Origin of the sequence: Paenibacillus sp. FSL R7-0273 (assembly GCF_000758625.1) — a bacterium.
In the GTDB taxonomy this organism is placed as follows: Bacteria; Bacillota; Bacilli; order Paenibacillales; family Paenibacillaceae; genus Paenibacillus_AQ.
This window is the reverse complement of sequence record NZ_CP009283.1, coordinates 4,629,446-4,651,544: the sequence shown is the minus strand read 5'-3', so window position 1 is coordinate 4,651,544 and position 22,099 is coordinate 4,629,446. Positions and strand designations below refer to the sequence as shown.

The window sequence follows — 22,099 nt, the reverse complement described above, 5'->3', positions numbered from 1 at the left end:
GGGGAAATGAAGATGAATGAACAGCAGTTGCCGGATTTGCTGCTGACCGGAGTTACCGGCGGAGCAGGGGGGCGTTACAATAAGGTTTCGTTGGATGGGGTGTGCAAGGTTAACGGTGCGGTTAGCGCCAGAACGATTCAAGGAAACGGAATGATTACCTTTGAGGGAGATGTTGTGTCAGAAGAGCTGCAAGCCAACGGGAAAATAAAGATAAACGGCGGCCTGCAGACGGAGCAGATGGGGATTGAAGGCTTGGTGGCGATAAACCGTAATCTGCGTGGAGAAAGCTGCTGCCTGAACGGCATGCTGAACGTAAACGGAAACTGTGAGCTGGAAGAGCTGAAGGGCGAGGGTGTATTTGAAGTCAAAGGGCTGCTTAGCGCAGGACATGTAAACTTTACACTGCAGGGGCAGGCCAGAGCAGGAGAAATCGGTGCGGGGAGTCTGATAATCCGCAGGGTGGATATGGACGGAAGACTCTGGAATAAGCTGGCGTCCAGCTTCATTCCAAAGCTTAAGCCAGAGCTGATTGCCAAAATGATTGAGGGCGATGTGCTGGATCTGGAATACACAAACGCGGAAGTGGTCAGCGGCGGCGTTGTAAAGATCGGACCGGGGTGCAATATCGGACGCGTGGAATATCTGTCAGAGCTGACCGTTCATCCGGATGCCACAGTAGGAAAGGTAGAAAAGTATGGTGAATGATTTTGCAGGGCGGAGCAATCTTAAGGTACTTGGAACATCAAGTTCATTAGGCGGTTTTTTTCAGGATGTAAAGATAACCGGAGAGTGCAGGTTTAACGGAGATGTGGATTGCCAGAGTCTCAGCATTACGGGGGAGAACGAAGTGTCCGGCAGCCTGAAGACGGAGAAGCTGAAACTGACAGGTGAGCTTGCCGTGAACGGCCGGCTTGAAGCCGGAACATTACGCGGGCAAGGAGATATCAAGGCCGGCAGCCTCTGCGCCGAGCAGCTGAAGCTCAGCGGAAGCCTGGAAGTCAGTGGTAATTGTGAGGCCGAGGAGCTGGAGCTGAGCGGTACGCTGCAGGTGAAGGGGCTGCTTAGTGCAGAGAAGATACAGCTGAAGCTGTATGGTCCGGGCAGCGCGGCTGAGGTCGGCGGCGGTACGATTACAGTTAAAAGGAGTAAGACCAAGGCTCTGCTGCTGCCGGGAAATCACACGGAGATGCGGTTCACAGCCGGGTTAATTGAAGGCGACTATATAGAGCTGCAGAATACGCATGCGGACACCGTGCGCGGAGAAAAGGTGATTATTGGCACAGGCTGCGTTATTCAGAAGGTGGAGTACAGCAGCTTGCTGGAGATTCATAAGAGTGCACTAGTGAAGCAGCAGCTGAAGATTACGAAGTAAAGTGTGGAGGGAGCCGGGCTATGGAGATACAGTTTGCTTCTGATTTTGTCATGTCCGAGGTTAAGGATGAAAAAGAGGAATACATACAGGTTCGAACGGCTGGCTGCATATTGGATTCTCCCGGCGAACACAGGTAGAATAGACGTGAGAGAGCAACTAACATCAAGGAAGCTTAGGAGGAGGGGCATTATGACTGATCAGGCAGAGCTGGTATTAGATGCACGGGCGGTGCTGGGTGAAGGGCCGCATTGGAATGACAAGGACGGTAAGCTGTACTGGGCAGATATTGAAGGGATGCAGTTGCGCAGCTATAATCCGGAGTCAGGCAGGGAGGAGCAGGCGGTTACGTTCGCGCAGAGAACCGGTGCAGCTGTCCCTGACACTGATGGCGGCTGGATTCTGGCGCTTCAGGAAGGCATCTACAGGTATGACGGCAGCAATCCGGACCAGCTTGAGCAGCTTGCGGAGATTGAATCCGAGCTTCCAAACAACAGGCTGAACGATGCCAAGTGCGACAGCAGCGGCAGACTGTGGTTCGGCTCAATGAGTATGGGCTCTGACCGTTCGTCGGGCAGCCTGTATGTGCTGGATAATGACGGACAAGTCCGTCAGGTGCTGAGCGGGGTCGGAATCTCCAATGGTCTGGCCTGGGATGACCGGCTGGGCCGCATGTACTATATTGACTCTGTAACCAGAGCTGTAGATGCGCTGGATTATGAATTGGAGACCGGTAAGGTGAGCAACCGCCGGGCGATTATTCATTTCCCGGAGGGCAAGGATGTCCCGGATGGAATGACCATTGACCGGGAAGGCATGCTCTGGGTCGCCCATTGGGGCGGTGCGCGCGTATCCCGCTGGAACCCGCATACCGGTGAGCAGCTCGCCAGTGTTGAGGTACCGGCACTTAATGTAACCTCCTGTGCTTTCGGCGGCGAGGGACTGGATGAGCTGTATATTACGACAGCGCGCAACGGGATGAGTGAGGAACAGCTGGAGCGCTGGCCGCTGTCGGGCGGACTGTTCAAGTTCAAGCCGGGCGTGCAGGGGCATGCAGCAAGTGTTTTCCGGAGTGAAAAATAAGCTTCCATGGAGCAGCGGTGACGGAATAAGTGTATTTGGTGCAACTAAAAACAGTAAATTAGTGTACTTGCGCGGTATAACTGCAGTTTGTGCAACTAAATCTGGCCAAATTGGCCCGAAGGAGCTTTTTACGCTGACATAGTTGTACGGAGTACACTTAAACGGAGTTTAGCCGGAAAATCAGGCGTTTTAGTTGTACAAAATGCAGCTATGCTGATTTTTGTGAGCAAATTGATAGGATGATAGATGGATAACAGGCTTCCCGTTACGGGAGGCCTTTTTGAATGTAAAAGAGCAGCTCCGTAAGGCATCTGAGCCGTCATCCGGCCGGGGATGGCTTTGGCGGGGTTATTTTACCTGACCGCAAGCTTGGATAATTTACCTCCATCAAACTCCCCTGCGAAAACGGTTCACTTCCCTGCGAAAATGGTCCGCAACTACCGGACGGCTCTCTCTTAACCGGTGGCTGGCCTCTATCCCGGAAAAGGCGATGCTTTTGCTAAGATGAAAGCGTAAACAAAAATCTGGATCATAGGAGATAGAGGCATGGGAGTACCTTCTGGCAAGCTGCTGCACAGCGCCGAACCAATCCGCCGGAGCCAATGGAAGCTGCAGAACAAGTATAAGCTGTTCCTGATGGCGCTGCCGTTTCTGGTGATCACTTTTATTTTCTATTATCTGCCGGTCAGCGGGTGGATCTATGCCTTCTATGATTTTATACCGGGCATTCCGCTGTCGGATACGCCGTATGTCGGGCTGAAATGGTTCCGGACAATGGTCGAGAATCCGACCCAGACCGCAGAAGTGCTGCGTGTGCTGAAGAATACGGTGGCAATGAGCTCACTCGGGCTGGTCACTTCGGTGTTTCCGGTAATCTTCGCCATTCTGCTGACAGAGATCAAGGCAGGCTGGTACCGCAAAATGGTGCAGACGCTGACGACAATCCCGAATTTTATCAGCTGGATTCTCGTGTATGCGCTGGCGTTCTCGCTGTTCTCTGTAGACAACGGCGTTGTAACCCATGTGCTGGTACAGCTTGGACTGGTGGATGAAGGCTTCAATTTTCTGGCCTCCAGCTCCCATATCTGGCTGACGATGATTGCCTGGTACTGGTGGAAGTCCCTCGGCTGGGGAGCGATCCTCTATCTGGCGGCGATTGCCGGCATTGACCAGGAATTGTATGAGGCGGCAGAGGTGGACGGGGCCAGCCGGTTCCGCAAAATCTGGCATATCACCGTACCGGGACTCATTCCCACCTTCTTCGTGCTGCTGCTGCTCTCGATCGGGAACTTCGTGAACAACGGGATGGAGCAGTACTTCGCTTTCCAGAATGCGATGAACAAGGACACGATTGAGGTGCTGGATCTGTACGTGTACAATATCGCGTTTGCCAACAATTTTCCGTTCGCGACAGCCGTCAGCATGCTGAAATCGGTCGTCAGCGTGGCGCTGCTGTTCGCAGCCAACACCTTATCCAAGGTTGTGCGGGATGAATCGATTATTTAAGGGGTGATTCCATTTGCGCAAAAAGCTCAAGCCAGGCGATGCCCTGTTCCAGGGAATCATCTACGTGCTGTTCGGCGTGTTCACGCTCAGCTGCATGTATCCGTTCTACTACCTGTTCATCAACACGATCAGCTCCAATGATCTCAGCGCGGCGGGCTACATCAAGTTTTATCCGCGGGATATTCATTTTGACAACTACTCCAAAGTACTGCGGATCAGCGGGCTGAGCCATGCGGCGCTTGTGTCGGTCTACCGGACGGTGGTAGGTACGCTGCTGACCGTTGGCGCATCGGCCTTCCTCGGCTACCTGTTCACCAAAAAGGAGATGTGGGGCCGCCAGATCTGGTACCGCAGCATTGTCGTCACTATGTATTTCAGTGCGGGGCTGATTCCGTGGTACATCACTATGCACAATCTGCATCTGACCAACAACTATCTGGCGTATATTTTGCCGACGATTATTACCCCGTTCAACATCATTCTGGTCAAAACCTTTGTTGAGGCGATTCCACCCTCACTCGAGGAGTCAGCCAGCATCGACGGGGCAGGTTATCTGCGGGTATTCTGGAGCATTATCGTTCCGCTGACGACGCCGATTCTGGCGACGATTACCATTTTTTCAGCGGTGAGCCAGTGGAACTCCTTCATCGACACGGCGTTTCTGATGACCGAAACCAAATATTTCACGCTGCAGTTTCTGCTCTGGCGCTATCTGAATGAATCGAGCTCCCTGGCGGCGCTGATCCGCAATTCCCCGGATATGGCGGCCAGTGTGCAGAATATGCAGACGCCGACCTCTGTGCGGATGACGGTGACGATGATTGTCGTGCTGCCGATTCTGATTGTGTATCCGTTTTTCCAGCGCTTTTTTGTCAAAGGCATTATGATCGGCGCGGTCAAAGGCTGAGGAGGCCGCAGCCGGCTTCATGCATGTACAGGTCTATAAACTTTATTAGGGGGTAAAAGTATGAAGCTGAAAAGATTGCCGCTGCTGCTGCTGAGCGCGGTTATGGTGTTCGTGCTGGCAGCCTGCGGCGGGGGCAACAATAACGGGGGCAACGCAGGTCCGGCGCAAAGCACGGAAAAGCCTGCGGCAGAGGCTACTGCCGTTACGGAGGCAACGGCTGCGCCGGATGACGGTGCGCTGGATCACTCCAAGCCGCTGAAGCTGACCGTGTTCTCGACAACCGCCAACTATGCCGGGCCGCAGACCGGCTGGTTCGCGAAAGTGATCAAGGATAAATTCAATATCGAGCTGGATATCGTCGCGTCCAACCTGACCGGCGGAGATACGAAGATTTCAGCGATGATGGCCTCCGGTAACCTGGGCGACATTATTGTTTTCGGCGATGACAAAAACCATTATCCGAATGCGATCAAAGGCAAGCTGCTGCTCGACTGGACCCAGGACGGCCTGCTGGACAAATACGGCGCTGACATTGCCAAGCAGTTTCCGAAGGCTGTAGAAAAGGCTAAGGTCGCTTTTGGCGGCGGTAATTCGGTATACGGCATCGGCAACAGTGTAGCTACCAACCCGTCCGGACCTTCCGAAGGCAAGGATATGACCTGGGGACCGGATCTGCGCTGGGATCTGTATCAGCAAATCGGTGCGCCAGAGATTAACACGATCGAGGATTATCTGCCGGTGCTGAAGCAGATGCAAGAGCTGGAGCCAAAGAATGAGCAGGGCAAAAAAACCTATGCCTTCTCGCTCTGGGCCGACTGGGACGGCAACTACAAAATGACTCTGGCGAAGCAGTTCGCCAACATGATGGGCTACGACGAAATTCCGGAGACAGCGATATTTGTCAAAGCCGATGAAGAGAAGTATTACGACTTCCTGTCCGAGGACAGCTGGTATATGAAGTCGCTGAAGCTGTACTACGACGCCAACCAGATGGGGCTGCTTGATCCGGACTCCCTGACCCAGAAGTTTGATGACGTTGTGGCAAAATATAAAGACGGCCGCCTGCTGTTCTCCTGGTTCCCGTGGCTTGGCGCTGCCAACTATAACACCGCAGAAAGAACGGCTGAAGGCAAAGGCTTCGCCATGGTGCCGTTCAAGGATGAGCTGATGTACTCAACCGGCTTCAACGTATACGGCGGCAACGGTATTATCGCGATCGGAGCCAAGGCCAAGGAGCCTGCGCGGATTATGGAGTTCCTGAACTGGATGTACACCCCGGAAGGCGCGATGCTCTCGGCAGGCAGCGGAACGGCTGTACCTAACGGACCGAAAGGGCTGACCTGGGATATCGATGCAAACGGCAAGCCGGTCGTAACTGATTTTGGCTGGCAGGCCTATACAGATCAGCAGAACACCCAGGTTCCGGCGGAATACGGCGGCGGGGACTACTACTATGGCTCAAATCAGATGAACTTCTCGTTTGTGGTGCCGGCGATGCTTAATCCCGAAACAAATGAGCCGTATGACCACAATCTGTGGCAGACGACGCTGGAGCGCAATCCGTCCAAGCTGGACAGTGACTGGAGAGCGAAGATGGGCGTGCTGACGCCTAAGGAATATTTTGAGAAAAACAATCTGCTCGCCGTTGCCCCTCAGGGCTTCACCGGTAAAGAGCCGCTGACGATGGACAAAACGCTGGAGCAGAAAAACAAACAGATCGGCACCGTGATCCAGCAGATGTCCTGGAAGATGGTTTTTGCCAAAAATCAGGCTGAATTCGATAAGCTGAACAAGGAAATGCACGACAAGGTGAACGGGCTGGGTTACGCCGAAGTGATGGAGTTTTCCATAAAAAAAGCGGAGGAGCTGTTCGAGGCCCGCAAGAGTGTGCAGTAAATAGAGGGGAGGCAGGGCGGCGCAGCAGCTGTTCTGCCTTATTCTATTCAATCCAGGGTAAATCTGGTATTCTGATCCTATCAGATAAAACGCTTACAGAAAGCGAAGTGGGCTAGCAGAATGCGCAGAATGAAGAACGGGAGCCCCACGCCGGCCGTGAAATCCCTGAGGAGAACACTGGTCATCTATCTGCTGGTTGGTACGCTGCTGCCGCTGCTGATCGTCGGAATCATATCCTACACCTCTATCTATTCCATTTTGTCCGGTAAAATAGGCAGCGGCATCAGTGCAAGTCTGCGCCAGGAAGCGCTCAGCCTGGAGAATGCCATCGACAATCTGGACTTCGCCTCCAAGCAGTTTGCGCTCGACGGGCAGATTGTGGAGGAAATGTCCTCTTTTCTGCAGGAAAAACAGATTTACCGCAAATCACAGATTATGAATTCCATCAATCAGAAGATCAATCTCGTCAATTTCACCAATCCCTATATTGGATTGACTGCCTATGTTATGCCCGGCGTCAAGGACCCGGTGCTGTTCACCAACATGAGCATGCGGCGGGGATTCGATACGGGGAAGCTGCCGGCTTTTATGCGCTACAACGGGGCGGATTACTTTGGGCCGCACGGGACGATGTATGCTGTCGGCGATAATGTGGTCTTCTCGGAGCAGCGGATTGTCCGGGTGAGCGGCCAGCATGAGCTGTATATTTATCTGGAGACGAACTATAGCCTGCTGCGCAAAATTTTTAATGAACAGGCCTACGGTATGGCGGTGAACCATCTGCTGGTCAATCAGGCGGGAACGTCGACCTATGCGATTGACGGTGAGGTGCCTGACAAGATACTCGCTGCTGCGGCGCTGAGCGGCCGTCCGGCACATGAGGAGCTGGAGGGCTATCATCTGTTCCGCTATGAGAGTCCGCAGGGCTGGAAGCTGGTGGCTGCCGTCAAAAAATCGGTGTTCAACAGCGAAATCTACGCCTGGTTCTACAAAATGATTCTGCTAGCCCTTTTGACCCTGCTGTTCGCCGGTCTGCTGGCCTGGCTGATCTGGAGGCGGATCTATGGTCCGCTGCGCAAGGTTAACGTGGAAATTATCCGGATGGCAGAGAATGTTACCGCGCCGGTTGCTTTTACGAATGTGGAGGAGTTTGATTTTGTACTGAGCAACTTCCAGCAGATGAAGGATCAGGTCAACGAGCTAATCCAGGCGGTAGCGCGCAATGAGAAGCAGAAAAGCCAGTTTGAGATAGAAAAGCTGCTCAGCCAGATTAACCCGCACTTTTTGCATAATACGCTTAATACGGTGCAGTGGCTGGCCCGGCTGAACGGGCAGAAGGAGATCGACCGGCTGGTTACGCTGCTGGTGAAGGTGCTGCATTATAATCTGGGCAAGCAGAGCCTTATTGTCACGATCAGGGAGGAGATTGAGGCGATACGCAACTATATGGAGCTGCAGCGCATCCGCTATGATTATGAATTTGAATTCAAGGTGCAGGCGGAGGACGGGGTGCTGGATGCGGCGGTGCCAAGGTTCCTGCTCCAGCCGCTGGTGGAAAATTCAATCTACCACGGGCTCAGCGACCATGGGCGGGTGGAGGTCATTATCGCGGGACAGGGGGAAGCTGAAATCCGGCTATGCGTGCGGGATAACGGTTCCGGGATGAATGAGGACCAGATCGCCGAGCTGCTGTCGGACGACAGCGCCAAAAAGCGCGGGCTCGGCATTGGCTTCGCTTACGTCATGCGGATGCTGCATACCTATTATGGCGGACAAATGCAGCTGCAGATCAAAAGCGGCGAGGGTGAAGGGACGGACATCTCCATTACCATTCCCCGCAAAAGCAAGGAGGACTTCGATGATTAAAGCAATTGTGGTCGATGATGAGCGGCTGGTGCGCAAGGGCTTTATTTCGCTGATTGACTGGCTATCCTTCGGAGTGGTGATTACCGGTGAAGCCGGGGACGGCAATGCGGCGCTGGCGCTGCTCCGTGAGCAGGAGGCCGATCTGCTGTTCGTGGATATTACAATGCCGGGCATGTCCGGCTTTGAGCTGATCCGGCAGGTGAGGCAGCAGTTTCCGGCTATCCGCTGTGTCGTGCTGACCTGCCATCATGAATTCGACTATGTGCAGGAAGCGCTGCGGCTGGGGGCTGTCGATTATATTGTTAAAACGCTGCTCGAGGTGGAGAACGCAGACGCGACAATCAGCCGACTGGTCGAACGGGTAAGGTGGGAGGACACCGCGCGGGAATCTCTCAGCCGGAGGGAGGGTGCCGCCGGCCTGGCTGCGGACAGAGCGCTGCTCCTGGTGCCGCTGAAGGGGCAGGAGAGCGAAGAGGAGCTGTTCCAGCTCCCCCTGGCGAAGAATCAGCCGCTGATTGCCCTGCAGGGGCAGTGGATTGTGCCGCTGCAGGGGCGTCTGAGTGGTGAGGGGCTCCAGCGTGAGCTGGCTGCCCTGCCGGCAGGACGCTGGCAGGCGGCGCTGGTCAGCGGACTGCAGGGCAGGCCGTGCCGGGAGCTGGAGCAGGTGCTGGGCAAGGCGGCGCGCCTGGCGCTGTTCTATTACGGCGGCGAAGAGTTACCGCCTAGGCTTGATTATGCGGAGCTTGCGCTGGCAGCGGAGGGGGCGGCCGGGGAGGCGCCGTTTCCGGCGTCGGGGCATCAGCTCAGATGGGCGCTTGAGCGGGGAGACTGGGACAGCTTCACTGCGGAAGTGCTGCTGTGCCGGCCTGCTACTGAGGCGGTAGCGGACTTCGGGCATTCGCTGCTGAAGAGCTGGAGCCCGCTGCTGCTTAGCCCCGCAGAGGCAGCTGAGCTTGCGGCTTCCGCCGACGGTAACATAAGCTGGTGCGGCTGGAAGCCCTGGCTCCGGGAGTTTGCCGGACATGTCCAGCGGCGGATGATCGAGCTCGGACTGAGCAAAGAGGTCATGTTCTGCCTGATCCGCGCTGTCCTGTACATGAAGCAGAACGCCGGCCGTAAAATCAACCAGGGCGATGTAGCGGCCCATATCAATATGAGCCGGGGGTACTTCAGCCAGTGCTTTGCCCGCTTCGCGGGGGAGAGCTTCGGCGAGGTGCTGCGTGGGATGCGGCTGGAGCTGGCCAAGTCGCTGCTGCTGGAGACGACTCATCCGGTGCATGAGATCGCCTGCCGCTCAGGCTTTGAGGACGACCGGTACTTCAGCAGGCTGTTCCGGGAACGGGTTGGCCGGCTGCCTAGCGAATACCGCGCGCAAGGAGCGAAGCTGTGAGTAAGGGCGGTACACCTGCTTGTTCATGCTGGCCCGCTACTGGCCGGCTGCCATGCCGCTGCCGTGCAGAAAGGATGGGGCTATGAAGCATAGCTTAAGGTTCATGCTTGTTATACTGGCGGCGCTCATGCTGCAGGGCTGCAGCGGTGACCGGACCGGTCCGGATGCCGAGGCTCCGGTGCCCGATGCTGCCGAAGCTGCGGCTTACGGCAGATATGAGCAGCCGGTTACGATGCGGATCGGCTTCAAGGTGCCCGATGCCCGGCTGAATAACGGGGACAGCAACGATAATAATCCGATTTCCCGTTATCTGGAGAGCCGGACGAACATCAGGGTCACACACTCCTGGGAGGCAAAGGGCGAGGAGACGTATACGCAAAAAGCGCAGCTGGCGATTGACAGCAACGACCTGCCGGATGCGATGGTGGTTGACCGGGATCAGTTAAAAAAGCTGATGGACAGCGGAATGATTGCCGATCTGACTGAGGTTTTCGGGCAGTACGGCTCAGAGCTGATCAAGGATATGTACGATTCTACGGGGGGCCGGGCACTGGCGGATGCTTCACGCGGCGGCAGGCTGTATGGCCTGCCGAATGTGGCGATCCGGGCCGATTCCCCGATGCTGCTGTGGGTCCGCCAGGACTGGCTGGACCGGCTGGAGCTTCCGGGTCCGTCTACTTTCGGGGATATTGAACGGATTGCCAGGGCGTTCACCCAGCAGGACCCTGACGGCAACGGCAAGCGCGATACCACCGGGCTCAGCGCCTACAAAAATATCATCTACGGGGCGAAGCCGCATATCAACGGGCTGGATGCCGTATTCAGCGCGTTCCATTCTTTTCCGACCAACTGGATTAAGGACAGCAGCGGCTCGGTTGTTTACGGATCTATTACCCCTGAGACCAAGGCCGCACTCGGCAAGCTCGCTGACTGGTATAAGCAGGGGCTGATTGATCCGGGCTTTGCCCTGTATAAAGAGACCCAGGAGCCGATCATCGCCGGGCAGTCCGGGATGTTCTTCGGACCGTGGTGGATGCCGTATTACCCGCTGTCTGAGGCGGTGGCTGCAGATACCAGGGCGGAGTGGCGGGCTTTTGCAGCGCCGCTGGACTCAAGCGGCAAGTTCGTTGCCCATATGGCGGCGCCTACGGACCGCTATCTCGTGGTCCGCAAGGGCTACGAGCACCCCGAGGCTGTGGTGAAGCTGCTGAACGTATTCACCCGGCTGGAGAGAAGACGCGACCCGAACACCGCAGAGGTCAAAGCGCTCGATGACTTCTCGTCAGAGACCGGCATCCAGCCGCGCGCCTATTATCCGTTTGACCTGCTGATCGACTACAGCGGGGCGATTGAGCAGCACTACACCGATGTGCAGCAGGCGCTGCACGGCAAGATCGATCCGGAGCTGCTCGACCCGGACACCAGGCTGCTCTATGACCGCTGGATTGCGGAAGAGGAGCAGCCCAAGAAGAACCTTGAAGGCTGGAAAGCTACCAACGCTTATAAATATGGTGCAGCCGTCCTCACTTCAACGGCGATTGAAGAGGTGCACAGCGTATTCTACGGCAGCACCCCCAGCATGCCGGGCCTATGGCCGAAGCTGCAGACGCTGGAGAGCGAGACCTTTCTGAACATCATCGTCGGCGAGACGCCGCTGAGCGCATTCGATGAGTTTGTACAGGAATGGAAGCGCCTGGGCGGGGAGCGGATTACGCAGGAGGTGGCGGGGGCGGTTGACGGGGCGGGCCGGTGAATGAAGAGGAGTGAGCATGGCAGGGCCGTTCAATACTGGCGTCCAATACTGCCCTGTGGTTGCCCCCGAGTTGACCTAACACCGACGCGGCGGTGCCCCGACATTAACTCAACACCGCCCGGCACTACCCGGCACTTTCCAGCACTACCTAGCACCAATCCAGCAGCAACTCAGCACTACCCGATACTAACCCGGCACTAACTCAGCACTAACTCAGCACTAACTCAGCACTACCCAGCACGACTACACACTAAGCTAAACGGACACCAGCGCCCTTATCTTGCAGTAAAACTGCTATTTCTACCGCTAACGGACCGAGGTGACTTTATTTGTGTTCGCTGCGGCTCAAAACGGGCATTTCTGCCATAATAACGGCGCTGGAGTCCGTTAGACTGCGGAAGTGCCCGTTTTTCTTACTTTAACGTCATTTGAGTCCGTTAGACCATACAGTATTGAATCAAAGATGAGTATCAGGCAGCGGGATAGCCCGAAGCGAGGGGATATAGGCATTTTACATGCCACGGCCTCTCCTCCTTCTGCGCTGAGTTGCCAGTCCCCAGTGCTGCACTCCTCCGCTGCTGCAACTCCCAAACAAAAAGCCCGGAATCCCCCGCTCAGGAGATTCCGGTCTTTTTCCTAATGGTACTTTGTAACTGAAGCTGTTAAGCAACCAATTTATCTATGCAGCAGAAGCATCACTCTTAGCTGCACCAGAGGCTCTACCTCTAGTAGATGCATAGCTGAACCAGGCACCCGCCAGAGCCAGGACGGCCAGGGCTGCCGACAGCCAGGGAATGGAGGTCAAGCCGAACGAGTTAATTGCGGCCCCGCCCAGATAAGCTCCGGCCGCATTGCCCAGATTTAGCGCAGAGTGGCTGGAGGTTGTGGCCAGCAGCGGGGCTTTGTGCGCCAGATTCATAATCCGCAGCTGGATGCCAGGCATAATGCCGAAGGCGGCGATTCCCCACAGAAAAATGTTGCTGACCGCCAGCACAGGATGGCTCATGGTTACGGTAAGAGTGGAGATGACAGCTGCAAGCACTGCGAAGTTAACCATCAGTGAGGGCATCAGCTTCCAGTCAGCCAGCTTGCCGCCTGCAATGTTGCCGAGCGTGACACCCACCCCGAACAATACCAGAATCCAGGTCACACTCTGCTCGGCAAAGCCCGTAATGCCCTGCAGCATTGGTGTAATGTACGTGAACAGTGAGAACAGGCTTCCGCAACCTAGGGCTCCGGTCAGCAGAATCAGGAGCACCTGCGGATTCAAAAGACCCCGCACCTGCTCGCGGAGATTGGCCGTTTCCTGCTGGACAATGACCGGGATGAACCGGACGATGCCGAATAATGAAATGATGCCAAGCACCGTAATGGCACCGAAGGAGGCACGCCAGCCGAGCTGCTGGCCGATAAAGGTTCCAAACGGAACACCGATAATGTTCGCGACAGTCAGTCCGGCCAGCACAACCGATACGGCCCCGGCCCGCTTGTCCGGGTGCACCAGTCTGGCGGCGATAATAGTCCCGACACCCAGAAAAGTGCCGTGTGCAAAGGCTGTCAGCACTCTGGCGATAATCAGCAGCAGATAGGTAGGCGCAATTACAGATACTGCATTGCCCAGGATGAAGATGCCCATCAGGATAACGAGCAGCTTTTTCTGCGGCAGCTTGTGGGTAAATACCGTCAGGATAGGTGCCCCGATAGCAACACCAAGCGCGTAGCTGGTAATGAGCTGGCCGGCCTGCGGGATGGTCACACCGAGATCACTGGCGACATTGGGGAGCAGCCCCATAATGATGAACTCGGTCATGCCGATGGCAAAGGCACCGAGGGTCAGGCAGAGAAGCGACAGCGGGAAACGTTCTTTGGTTTGCTTTGGCATACTGTGGAGGCTGTTGGCTGAATGGTTCGTCATGATGCTTGTGCTGACACTCCTTTTTAAATAATCATGGTTTACAGTGGTTTTTCATGTGTTTTCATACAGGTTTACATTTTAACCGTTTTTTGCGGTTTGGGCAAAAGAAACTTGATCTCTCATCCAATCCTTTCAGCAGCCGCGAGCATTTACTATAGAAATAACTTGGTGGGGTGAGGCAAATGGATTTGGGCGAAATAAAAGGAGCCTATGACTGTATTGTCAGTCTGGGCAGTTCCTGTGAGCCTGCGGCTCATTTGCGGAGAAAAGGCCTCAGAACCTTCTCTTCTCCGCTGGACTGGGTCGTTTCCTTATCGCTTACAGATGTGAACAGGCTGCTGAGCAGCCGTTTTGCGGGTTATATGGAGCTTGAGAATATGTCGCCGGTCGATGGCAATGATGTATTTGTGGAGAATGAAGTGGTTATGCCGGTCAAATCCTATTTTATCAAGGACTTTCATTACAATGTTATCTCAGTCCATGATTTCCCGGTGCTGGAAGGACAGGATTGGAGTGCGGTTTACCCCGGCTTTAAAAGTAAAATCGAGCTGCGCAGCCAGCGCCTCCTGGACCAGCTTGCCGCCAGCCGCCGGACTCTGTTCATCCGCTGGGGCAGCACGTATGAAGAGGCCGCTGCGCTCCGGCAGGTGCTGGGCTCCTTGACGGGAGGAGAATTTCTTATCCTGATTGTGAACGGGGTAGACGAACTGGACGGTGTGCTTAACAACGGCTGGGGATACCCGGGCATCTGCTCGCTCAGCATTCCGAACCGGGCAGGAGATAACGTTACTTGGGATTATATTCTGGATGGCATCAGCCTGATGTGAGCAGCGGTTGAGGCTAGAGGCAAAACTGCCTCTGATTCCGCCCCGGCAGGCCAAATGAGCGAAATGAGAGGCAAAACTGCCTCTGATTCCGCCCCGGCAGGCCAAACGAGCAAAATGAGAGGCAAAACTGCCTCTGATTCTGCCCCGGCAGGCCAAACGAGAAAAATGAGAGGCAAAACTGCCTCTGATTCCGCCCCGGCAGGCCAAATGAGCGAAAAGAGAGGCAAAAATGCCTCTGATTCCGCCCCGGCAGGCCAAACGAGCAAAATGAGAGGCAAAACTGCCTCTGATTCCGCCCCGGCAGGCCAAACGAGCGAAATGAGAGGCAAAACTGCCTCTCATCCCACTCCAGCAGGGCCGACTGAGTAAAATTGGAGGCAGGTGTATGTCCCACATAGCGGCGCAGCCGGTAACATAGTGGGGGGCTTCAGCTAGGTCAGCTTCTCGGTGCTGCGGATGACCTTCTGGAGCAGCGCCACCAGTGTATCGGACTCCTCCTCCGTCAGTCCGGCAGTCATTCTGGCATTATGGCCGTCCAGAATGGCCTGAAATTCAGGGGCAAAAGCCTGCGCCTTCGCAGTAGGGTACAGGTGGGAGGAGCGCCGGTCCTTCGGATCGGGCTGGCGTTCAATATAGCCAAGCTGCTCCAGGTGCTTGACCGAGCGGGCCGTGGTCGCTTTATCAAATTTCATTTCATTTGTCATCTGATCCTGGGTAATGCCGGGATTGCCGAGAATCAGCTTGAGGAAGCTGTGCTGTCCGCCGCTGCCAAGGCCGTACGGCTGAAGCTCCCTGCTTAGAATTTTGGTATTCTGGCGCTGAAGGTAAGCGACGAGCTTGCCGAGCGGTTCTTTTTTCACTACGGACACACCTCTTTGCATTTGTGCGGTATAAGCTATCCGCCTTTGCTGAAAGTTTACCTTAAAGTTGTTGCGCACGCAACTAATTTGCTGTACACTGGGTATTGTGAATTGTTGCGGACGCAACTATATTCAAAAACGGATGCTAGAGGGTGTTTTTTTATGAGTTCTATTAGTGCTACATACCAGGATGATCCGGCGGTTCAGAAGAAGCGCTGGATTATTCTTATTGTGCTAAATTTGTTTACCTTTATGTCCACACTGGACGGGAGTATTGTCAACATTGCCCTGCCTGTGCTGGTGAAGCAGCTGAATCTGCCGGTAGCCGAGGTCGAATGGGTCACTACCGGTTATTTGATGGCCATTTGCGCCGTTATTCTGTTCTTCGGCAAGCTGGGGGATATAGCCGGCAAGATCAGGATTTTTAGAATCGGGACGATCGTGTTCATCATCGGGTCTCTGCTCTGCGGTTTCAGCACCAATCTGCCGTTTCTCATTATCTCCCGGGTGATCCAGGCGGTCGGCGCTTCGATGACAATGGCGAACAGCCAGGGGATTGTAACGGATATTTTCCCGGCTAATGAACGGGGGAAGGCGCTTGGTCTCATCGGGACCTTTGTGTCGCTGGGCAGCATCGCCGGTCCGAGTCTGGGCGGAATCATTGTGTCTACGCTGGGATGGGAATATATTTTCTGGGTGAATGTGCCGATTGGCCTGATTGCGATTGTGCTGGGGATGAAGGTGCTGCCTAAGGACCTGGTCCGGGTACGATCAAAAATCGATCTGCCGGGCAGCCTGCTGTTTTCTTTCTTTATCATTACGCTGTTTGCCGGCTTGCTGCTGGGACAGCAGCTTGGCTATAGCGATGTAAGGATTATCACCGCCCTCGCTGCCGCAGCTGCTTCGTTCGCCGCCTTTCTCCTTGTCGAGCTGCGCAGCCCTGCACCGCTTTTACAGCTGTCACTGTTCAAGAATTCTCTTTTCTCACTGAGCATCCTGTGCGCATTCCTGGTCTTTGCGGCTAATTTCTGCTTCAATATCATTTCACCGTTCTATGCACAGAACATGCTGGGGCTGTCGCCGTTTTATGCCGGCTTTCTGCTGATGCTTTTCCCGATTTCGATGGTTATTGTTGCCCCGCTAAGCGGCGCGCTCTCCGACAAAATCGGTTCCGAATTTCTGACCTTTGCCGGCCTGGTGGTGATGGTAATTGCCCAGTTTGGACTAGCCCGGCTGCATGAGGGAAGCCCGGTCATTCTGGTTGGGGTGTGGATTGCCATGCTTGGGGTTGGCAGCGGCCTGTTCCAGTCACCGAACAATTCGCTGATTATGAGCAAGGTGCCGCGTACCCAGCTTGGCTCAGCCGGCAGTGTCAATTCACTGGTCCGCAACGTAGGAATGGTGGTTGGTATTACACTCGCTACCACAATCCTGTTCAATGTGATGAGCAGCAAGGCAGGCTACCGGGTTACCGGACTGGTTGAGGGGCGGCCTGAGCTTTTTCTGTCGGGAATGCATGTTGTGTTCATGACCTCTTCGGTAATTTGTCTTGTGTCGGCGCTGCTTACAGGCTGGAGGATGATTACGATCCGCAAAAGCAAGCGGGCCCGGGCCTGAGGAAGCAGATTAGCGGTGCTGCAAAATATTTTTTTAGCCGTTTCTGTCACATATCTCTGACCCGGATTGTCTCCATTAATGAATAACACTTTTGGAGGCGATCAGAAATGAGCTTACGTTTAAATTACAGACAGGTTAACGCGCCGGCATTCCGGGCAATGATGGCAATGGAACAGCATAATAGCGGACGTGGACTGGACAAGGTGCTTACCGAGCTGGTTAAAATAAGAGTGTCGCAGATTAACGGCTGCGCATTCTGTCTGGATATGCATGCCAAGGACCTGCTGAAGCTGGGAGATTATCAGGATAAGCTGGTGCTGGTCAGCGTATGGCGCGAGGCGCCTGTCTTTACTGCACACGAAAGAGCGGTGCTGGAGCTTGCCGAGGCGGTTACCCTTATCAGCCAAGGCGGAGTGCCGCAGGCCGTCTATGACAAGGTACGCGAGTTCGTAAGCGAAGAAGAATATGTAGACTGGATTATGAACATCAATATGATTAACAGCTGGAACCGGATTGCAATTTCTACAGGCATGTATCCGGGCTTGTTTTAAGGCAGGCCTGAAGGAGGGGCGTATGGTGTTAGATGCACAGATGGCGGAGCTTGAGGAGCTGTATATTCATTATAAAAGATACGCCTTCTCCATCGCTTACCGCATGCTGGGTAGTGCGGCTGATGCGGAGGATATCGTCCAGGACTGCTTTGCCGACCTGCAGCGGCATGAGCTCAGCGGCATTGATAACATCAAGGCCTACGTCGCCAAAAGCATTACCAACCGCTGCCTGAATCTGCTCAATTCCGCGCACACCCGCAGGGAGACTTACATCGGGGAATGGCTCCCTGAGCCGGTTAGTGAGCGGTATGACGGACCCGAGGAGGCGGCTGTGCGCAAGGATACGCTCTCCTTTGCTTTTCTGGTTCTGCTGGAGAGGCTGGCGCCAGCCGAGAGGGCCGTATTCGTCCTGAGGGAGGCTTTTCAGTACGATTATGAGGCAATCGCCGGGATGGTCGGCAAAAGTGAAAGCAACTGCAGGCAGATTTTCAGCCGCGTGAAGCGCACGCTCCAGGCAGAGCCGGCTGCAGCGGCACTTTCACCAGCGCCGGGTCAGGCCCGCAGGAAGCTGCTCCAGCGATTTACTGCCGCCTTCGCGGCGCATGATGTGAGCAGTATGCTGGCTCTGCTGACCGAGCAGCCTGTACTCATCGCCGATGGCGGCGGACAGGAGGTCCATACCGTCCTCCGGCCGATGATTGGCCGCAAGGGAGTGCTCGCCCTGCTCACCTCGCACAGAGTGCTGCAGGAGATGAGAACCTGGAAGCCCTCCATCGAGCGGGTCAACGGGGAGGAGAGTCTGGTGTACCGCCGGGAGGAGCAGGTCAAGGCTGTGCTGTGCCTTGGCCTGAGCCGCAGCGGGGAGCAGATCCAGAGCTTCTACCTGACCGTGGGGCCGGAAAAGCTGGGGCATATCCATCCCCGCTCTTGACCCGGCCGCAGATTCATCTGAAGCGTCACATACCTTAATCCAACCCAAAAGCGCCGCCCACCTGACAGCAGGGGGCGGCGCTTTTGACGTACAATCAGTTCTTGAAGCTGTGGATCGGAGCGGGAATCCGGCCGCCGCGGTTAACGAACCCGGCGCAGTTGAACGGATTCACCGCCATGACCGGTGCGTAGCCGAGCAGGCCGCCGAATTCGACCATCTCGCCGACCTCCTTGCCGATAACCGGGATTACGCGGACTGCAGTTGTTTTGTTGTTGACCATTCCGATCGCCGCTTCATCGGCAATAATGCCAGAAATTGTTTCTTTGCTGGTGCTGCCCGGAATGGCAATCATGTCAAGGCCGACGGAGCAGACACAGGTCATCGCTTCCAGCTTCTCCAGTGTCAGCGCGCCGCGCTGCACGGCCTGGATCATCCCGTGGTCCTCACTGACCGGAATGAAGGCGCCGCTAAGTCCGCCGACATACGAGGAGGCCATGACCCCGCCTTTTTTGACATTGTCGTTGAGGATCGCCAGTGCGGCAGTAGTGCCGGGAGCCCCGGCTTCCTCAAGCCCCATGACCTGGAAGATCTCGGCGATGGAATCCCCGATCAGCGGGGTGGGCGCCAGGGACAGGTCAATAATGCCGAACGGTACGCCGAGCCGTTTGGAGGCCTCCTGGGCGACGAGCTGGCCGACCCGGGTTACCTTGAAGGCGGTCCGTTTGATCGTCTCGCAGAGCGTTTCAAAGTCTTGACCCTTTACCTCCTCCAGCGCCCGCTTGATGACACCCGGCCCGCTGACGCCGACGTTGATTACACATTCCCGTTCTCCGACACCGTGAAAGGCGCCGGCCATGAACGGGTTATCCTCCACAGCGTTGCAGAACACAACCAGCTTGGCGCAGCCGATGGAATCACGGTCTTTTGTGCGCTCTGCAGTCTGCAGAATGATGTCGCCCATCAGCTTGACCGCGTCCATATTGATCCCGCTGCGTGAGGAGCCGACGTTGACGGAAGAGCAGACCCGCTCGGTTACAGCCAGTGCCTCAGGAATGCTGTCAATCAGAATCCGGTCGCCTTTGGTGCAGCCCTTCTGCACGAGTGCGGAGAATCCGCCGATAAAGTTAACACCGACCTCTTTGGCAGCCTTGTCCAGAATTTCAGCAACAGGCACATACGAATCCGTATGAACAGCCCCGGCAGCAATGGAGATTGGTGTTACGGAAATCCGTTTGTTGACAATAGGCACACCGAACTGCCGCTCCAGATCTTCACCGGTCTTGACCAGCTTTTCGGCGGAGCGGGTAATTTTATCATATACATTCTGGTTAAATACGCGCATATCGGTATGGGAGCAGTCCATCAGGCTGATTCCCATCGTTATGGTGCGGACATCCAGATTCATTTCCCGGATCATCTGATTCGTTTCCTGAACTTCAACACGTGATATCATTGTCTTCGTCTCCTTTGGCTGCTAGATGCGGTGCATAATATTGAAGATATCCTCATGCTGGAGCTTAATCTCCACTCCGATATCCTCGCCGACATGCTGCAGGTCCAGGACAATCTCTTCAAAGGTTTTGCTTGGCGCCGAAATATCAACAATCATCATCATGTTAAAATAGTCCTGGACAATCGTCTGTGAAATATCCAGAATGTTCAGATTGTGCTCGGCAAGGTATGTACAGACTCTGGCGATAATCCCAACTTTGTCTTTTCCCAGTACAGTAATAATTCCTTTCACTGCAAATGCCTCCTATGTAATCTATTCTCTGTTCACCACCGCTTTAACGGAATGAACCGTTTCAATCATTATCACAAATGCAGGCACAGGCTTCAACCAAAGGTTTTTTGTCAGTTTGATTACATTTTTGATCTTGACGCCGATATTCTTTAGTATAGAGTTGACACAGCTTGAAAAAAATGATGAACTGATAGTTTGACAGTTTGATAGAAGTTTCCAAAGGAGTAACCATGACAACGAGAAAATATAAAGAGCTTGTTGAGCAGCGGACGAGGCAGACTCTGGAGAAGTGGGCAGGACAGCAGTCGGTCGGGGAGAGGGAGCTTTACCGTTTTCTGCATAATTTAAAGGGAACCGCTGGTACGGTCGGCCTGGACCGGGTAGAGCAGTTTGCCGGCAGTGTGCTGCTGTATTTCTCGGATGAAAGTGATAAGGTGTGGCTGGAGGCGGAGTGGCGTGAGGTTTTATTTCCTTTGCTCGGGCTGTTCGCAGCTGAGGAGCAGACCGGGGCGCAGCCGGAGCCTGCATATGAAGCAGGTCTGTCACTTGGCGTCAAGCAACAGAAATATGAAATTCTGCTTGTGGATGATGATGTGGAGCTGGTTGCTTTTCTGCGGGAATCGCTGGAGCGCCAGTCCTATTATGTGAATATAGCCATGTCGGCCGAGCGCGGGCTCAAGCTGTTCTATGAGAGCCGTCCGGACATGATTCTGCTGGATATTCTGCTGCCGGACCAGAGCGGAATAGATGTGCTGCACCAGATTATCGGCAAGGCCAAAAAAGAGCGGATTCCGATCATTATCATCAGCGGCGAGCATTCCAAGGACATTCAGTTGTACGCGTATACACTCGGTGTAATGGACTATGTCGCTAAGCCGGTGGACATCGATCTGTTTCTGGCCCTGATCAGGAACCGCTTCGAGCTGAAGCAGGAATGGCAGAAGTCCATTATTATCGATGAGCTGACAGGCGCGTATAACCGCAAATATTTTAATCAGACGATGAAGCAGCTGGTTTCCGATTTCCGGCGGACGGAGCGGATTTTTTCACTGGCGCTGCTAGATCTGGACCATTTTAAACTAATCAATGACACTTACGGTCATCTGGTCGGGGATGAGGTGCTGCAGGCTTTTTCAGAGCTGGTGCGCAGCTCCATCCGGGTTGAGGATACCTTCTGCCGCTACGGAGGTGAGGAGTTTGCCCTGTTTATGCCCAATACGGATGCGGCCTCAGCACTGCTTGTTATCGAGCGGATTCAGCGGCAGTTTGCAGATATGGAATTCCGGGCCAAGCAGGAGCCGTTTCAGGTTACCTTCTCGGGCGGGATAACGGAGATACGCACCTCGCGGGACGATCCGGATTCGCTGATCGAGGATGCGGATCAGGCACTCTATGCCAGCAAGCATGCCGGACGGAACCTGTCCACCTTGTATAACGAATACCTGCCGGCAGGCAAGGCAGAGCGGGTGCTGAAGGTCATCATGGTGGACGACGACGCCCTGATGCGCAGAATTGTAGTCAAGCATTTCATGGACTGGAAGCCGGCCGATATCACCAGGGTTGAGGTGAGCAGCTTCGAAAGCGGTGTCGAGTTCCTTCAGTCAGGCTGGTATTCACCCGATGATAAATATATCGTTCTGCTCGACGGCATTATGCCTGAGCTGGACGGGCTGGAGGTGCTGGAGCAGCTCCGCAGCCGGTATCCGGAGATTAACCTGCTGGTTGTTATGCTCACAGGCCGCAATGACCAGCAGGATATTATCCACGCGCTGCAGATGGGGGCGGATGATTATGTCATCAAGCCGTTCCACCTGCCGGAGCTGCTGATGAGGGTCGAGCGTCTGGCCCACAGATTTTTATTCTAAGAGTAGTGCGCAAGTGTAA

19 protein-coding genes are annotated in these 22,099 nt (G+C 54.8%); 15 read left to right on the top strand and 4 right to left on the bottom strand.

Annotation, left to right across the window (positions count from 1 at the left end; genetic code table 11):
* Window positions 1-12: 12 nt before the first annotated feature.
* The 9 genes from R70723_RS19990 (at window position 13) to R70723_RS19950 (ending at window position 11,770) form a co-directional block, all read left to right on the top strand.
* A complete protein-coding gene (locus R70723_RS19990) occupies window positions 13-705 on the top strand; it encodes a hypothetical protein (protein ID WP_052421398.1) in 693 nt (230 codons plus the stop codon).
* The gene (locus tag R70723_RS19985) at window positions 695-1,372 is read left to right on the top strand and encodes a bactofilin family protein (RefSeq protein ID WP_052421397.1); all 678 of its coding nucleotides are present in this window, start codon (window positions 695-697) and stop codon (window positions 1,370-1,372) included. The genes R70723_RS19990 and R70723_RS19985 overlap by 11 nt, the downstream gene beginning before the upstream one ends.
* Before the next feature lie 189 nt (window positions 1,373-1,561).
* Window positions 1,562-2,452 (top strand): SMP-30/gluconolactonase/LRE family protein, encoded by an 891-nt coding sequence (locus R70723_RS19980; RefSeq protein WP_039874718.1) that lies wholly within the window; start codon window positions 1,562-1,564, stop codon window positions 2,450-2,452.
* Window positions 2,453-2,998: 546 nt separating this feature from the next.
* Window positions 2,999-3,958 carry an ABC transporter permease gene (locus R70723_RS19975; RefSeq protein ID WP_039874716.1) on the top strand — a complete coding sequence of 320 codons (960 nt, stop codon included), beginning with the start codon at window positions 2,999-3,001 and terminating at the stop codon, window positions 3,956-3,958.
* A 13-nt stretch (window positions 3,959-3,971) separates the two neighbouring features.
* Entirely contained in the window at window positions 3,972-4,865 is an 894-nt protein-coding gene (locus R70723_RS19970; RefSeq protein ID WP_039874715.1) for a carbohydrate ABC transporter permease, read from the top strand.
* Between the two features lie 60 nt (window positions 4,866-4,925).
* Window positions 4,926-6,761, top strand: coding sequence for a type 2 periplasmic-binding domain-containing protein (locus R70723_RS19965; RefSeq protein WP_039874713.1), 1,836 nt, complete (start codon window positions 4,926-4,928; stop codon window positions 6,759-6,761).
* A 120-nt stretch (window positions 6,762-6,881) separates the two neighbouring features.
* The gene (locus tag R70723_RS19960) at window positions 6,882-8,627 is read left to right on the top strand and encodes a sensor histidine kinase (protein WP_081957439.1); all 1,746 of its coding nucleotides are present in this window, start codon (window positions 6,882-6,884) and stop codon (window positions 8,625-8,627) included.
* Complete coding sequence (locus R70723_RS19955) at window positions 8,620-10,017, top strand: response regulator (RefSeq protein ID WP_039874707.1); 1,398 nt, start codon at window positions 8,620-8,622, stop codon at window positions 10,015-10,017. The genes R70723_RS19960 and R70723_RS19955 overlap by 8 nt, the downstream gene beginning before the upstream one ends.
* A gap of 82 nt (window positions 10,018-10,099) precedes the next feature.
* Entirely contained in the window at window positions 10,100-11,770 is a 1,671-nt protein-coding gene (locus tag R70723_RS19950; RefSeq protein WP_039879040.1) for an extracellular solute-binding protein, read from the top strand.
* 679 nt (window positions 11,771-12,449) lie between these two features.
* Here R70723_RS19950 and R70723_RS19945 read toward each other — a convergent pair.
* The gene (locus tag R70723_RS19945; RefSeq protein ID WP_039879038.1) at window positions 12,450-13,652 is read right to left on the bottom strand and encodes an MFS transporter; all 1,203 of its coding nucleotides are present in this window, start codon (window positions 13,650-13,652) and stop codon (window positions 12,450-12,452) included.
* A 221-nt stretch (window positions 13,653-13,873) separates the two neighbouring features.
* Between R70723_RS19945 and R70723_RS19940 the strand changes: the two genes are divergently transcribed.
* Together R70723_RS19940 and R70723_RS19935 are read left to right on the top strand one after the other, a co-directional pair.
* A complete protein-coding gene (locus tag R70723_RS19940; RefSeq protein WP_179088115.1) occupies window positions 13,874-14,512 on the top strand; it encodes a DUF1796 family putative cysteine peptidase in 639 nt (212 codons plus the stop codon).
* A gap of 54 nt (window positions 14,513-14,566) precedes the next feature.
* The gene (locus R70723_RS19935; RefSeq protein WP_039874700.1) at window positions 14,567-14,881 is read left to right on the top strand and encodes a hypothetical protein; all 315 of its coding nucleotides are present in this window, start codon (window positions 14,567-14,569) and stop codon (window positions 14,879-14,881) included.
* Window positions 14,882-14,943: 62 nt separating this feature from the next.
* On the opposite strand, the gene R70723_RS19930 is transcribed toward R70723_RS19935, so the two are convergent.
* Window positions 14,944-15,372, bottom strand: a complete 429-nt coding sequence (locus tag R70723_RS19930) for a MarR family winged helix-turn-helix transcriptional regulator (protein WP_039874693.1) — start codon at window positions 15,370-15,372, stop codon at window positions 14,944-14,946.
* 162 nt (window positions 15,373-15,534) lie between these two features.
* On the opposite strand from R70723_RS19930, the gene R70723_RS19925 reads away from it, so the two are divergent.
* The 3 genes from R70723_RS19925 to R70723_RS19915 all read left to right on the top strand — a co-directional run bounded on the left by R70723_RS19925 (window position 15,535) and on the right by R70723_RS19915 (window position 18,471).
* Window positions 15,535-16,989, top strand: a complete 1,455-nt coding sequence (locus R70723_RS19925) for an MFS transporter (RefSeq protein WP_039874690.1) — start codon at window positions 15,535-15,537, stop codon at window positions 16,987-16,989.
* 107 nt (window positions 16,990-17,096) lie between these two features.
* Window positions 17,097-17,540 carry a carboxymuconolactone decarboxylase family protein gene (locus tag R70723_RS19920; RefSeq protein WP_039874687.1) on the top strand — a complete coding sequence of 148 codons (444 nt, stop codon included), beginning with the start codon at window positions 17,097-17,099 and terminating at the stop codon, window positions 17,538-17,540.
* A gap of 22 nt (window positions 17,541-17,562) precedes the next feature.
* Window positions 17,563-18,471, top strand: a complete 909-nt coding sequence (locus R70723_RS19915; RefSeq protein WP_039874685.1) for a sigma-70 family RNA polymerase sigma factor — start codon at window positions 17,563-17,565, stop codon at window positions 18,469-18,471.
* Window positions 18,472-18,565: 94 nt separating this feature from the next.
* Here R70723_RS19915 and R70723_RS19910 read toward each other — a convergent pair whose 3' ends face one another.
* The gene (locus R70723_RS19910) at window positions 18,566-19,921 is read right to left on the bottom strand and encodes a PFL family protein (RefSeq protein ID WP_256704680.1); all 1,356 of its coding nucleotides are present in this window, start codon (window positions 19,919-19,921) and stop codon (window positions 18,566-18,568) included.
* Window positions 19,922-19,945: 24 nt separating this feature from the next.
* The gene (locus tag R70723_RS19905) at window positions 19,946-20,215 is read right to left on the bottom strand and encodes an ACT domain-containing protein (RefSeq protein ID WP_039874680.1); all 270 of its coding nucleotides are present in this window, start codon (window positions 20,213-20,215) and stop codon (window positions 19,946-19,948) included.
* Between the two features lie 230 nt (window positions 20,216-20,445).
* On the opposite strand from R70723_RS19905, the gene R70723_RS19900 reads away from it, so the two are divergent.
* The gene (locus R70723_RS19900) at window positions 20,446-22,080 is read left to right on the top strand and encodes a diguanylate cyclase (RefSeq protein WP_039874677.1); all 1,635 of its coding nucleotides are present in this window, start codon (window positions 20,446-20,448) and stop codon (window positions 22,078-22,080) included.
* Window positions 22,081-22,099: the final 19 nt, after the last annotated feature.

Coding starts and splice junctions, on each gene's coding strand:
- R70723_RS19990 (WP_052421398.1), top strand. CDS start 13: ATGAATGAACAGCAGTTGCCGGATTTGCTGCTGACCGGAGTTACCGGC.
- R70723_RS19985 (WP_052421397.1), top strand. CDS start 695: ATGGTGAATGATTTTGCAGGGCGGAGCAATCTTAAGGTACTTGGAACA.
- R70723_RS19980 (WP_039874718.1), top strand. CDS start 1,562: ATGACTGATCAGGCAGAGCTGGTATTAGATGCACGGGCGGTGCTGGGT.
- R70723_RS19975 (WP_039874716.1), top strand. CDS start 2,999: ATGGGAGTACCTTCTGGCAAGCTGCTGCACAGCGCCGAACCAATCCGC.
- R70723_RS19965 (WP_039874713.1), top strand. CDS start 4,926: ATGAAGCTGAAAAGATTGCCGCTGCTGCTGCTGAGCGCGGTTATGGTG.
- R70723_RS19960 (WP_081957439.1), top strand. CDS start 6,882: ATGCGCAGAATGAAGAACGGGAGCCCCACGCCGGCCGTGAAATCCCTG.
- R70723_RS19955 (WP_039874707.1), top strand. CDS start 8,620: ATGATTAAAGCAATTGTGGTCGATGATGAGCGGCTGGTGCGCAAGGGC.
- R70723_RS19950 (WP_039879040.1), top strand. CDS start 10,100: ATGAAGCATAGCTTAAGGTTCATGCTTGTTATACTGGCGGCGCTCATG.
- R70723_RS19945 (WP_039879038.1), bottom strand. CDS start 13,652: ATGCCAAAGCAAACCAAAGAACGTTTCCCGCTGTCGCTTCTCTGCCTG.
- R70723_RS19935 (WP_039874700.1), top strand. CDS start 14,567: ATGAGCGAAATGAGAGGCAAAACTGCCTCTGATTCCGCCCCGGCAGGC.
- R70723_RS19925 (WP_039874690.1), top strand. CDS start 15,535: ATGAGTTCTATTAGTGCTACATACCAGGATGATCCGGCGGTTCAGAAG.
- R70723_RS19920 (WP_039874687.1), top strand. CDS start 17,097: ATGAGCTTACGTTTAAATTACAGACAGGTTAACGCGCCGGCATTCCGG.
- R70723_RS19915 (WP_039874685.1), top strand. CDS start 17,563: ATGGTGTTAGATGCACAGATGGCGGAGCTTGAGGAGCTGTATATTCAT.
- R70723_RS19900 (WP_039874677.1), top strand. CDS start 20,446: ATGACAACGAGAAAATATAAAGAGCTTGTTGAGCAGCGGACGAGGCAG.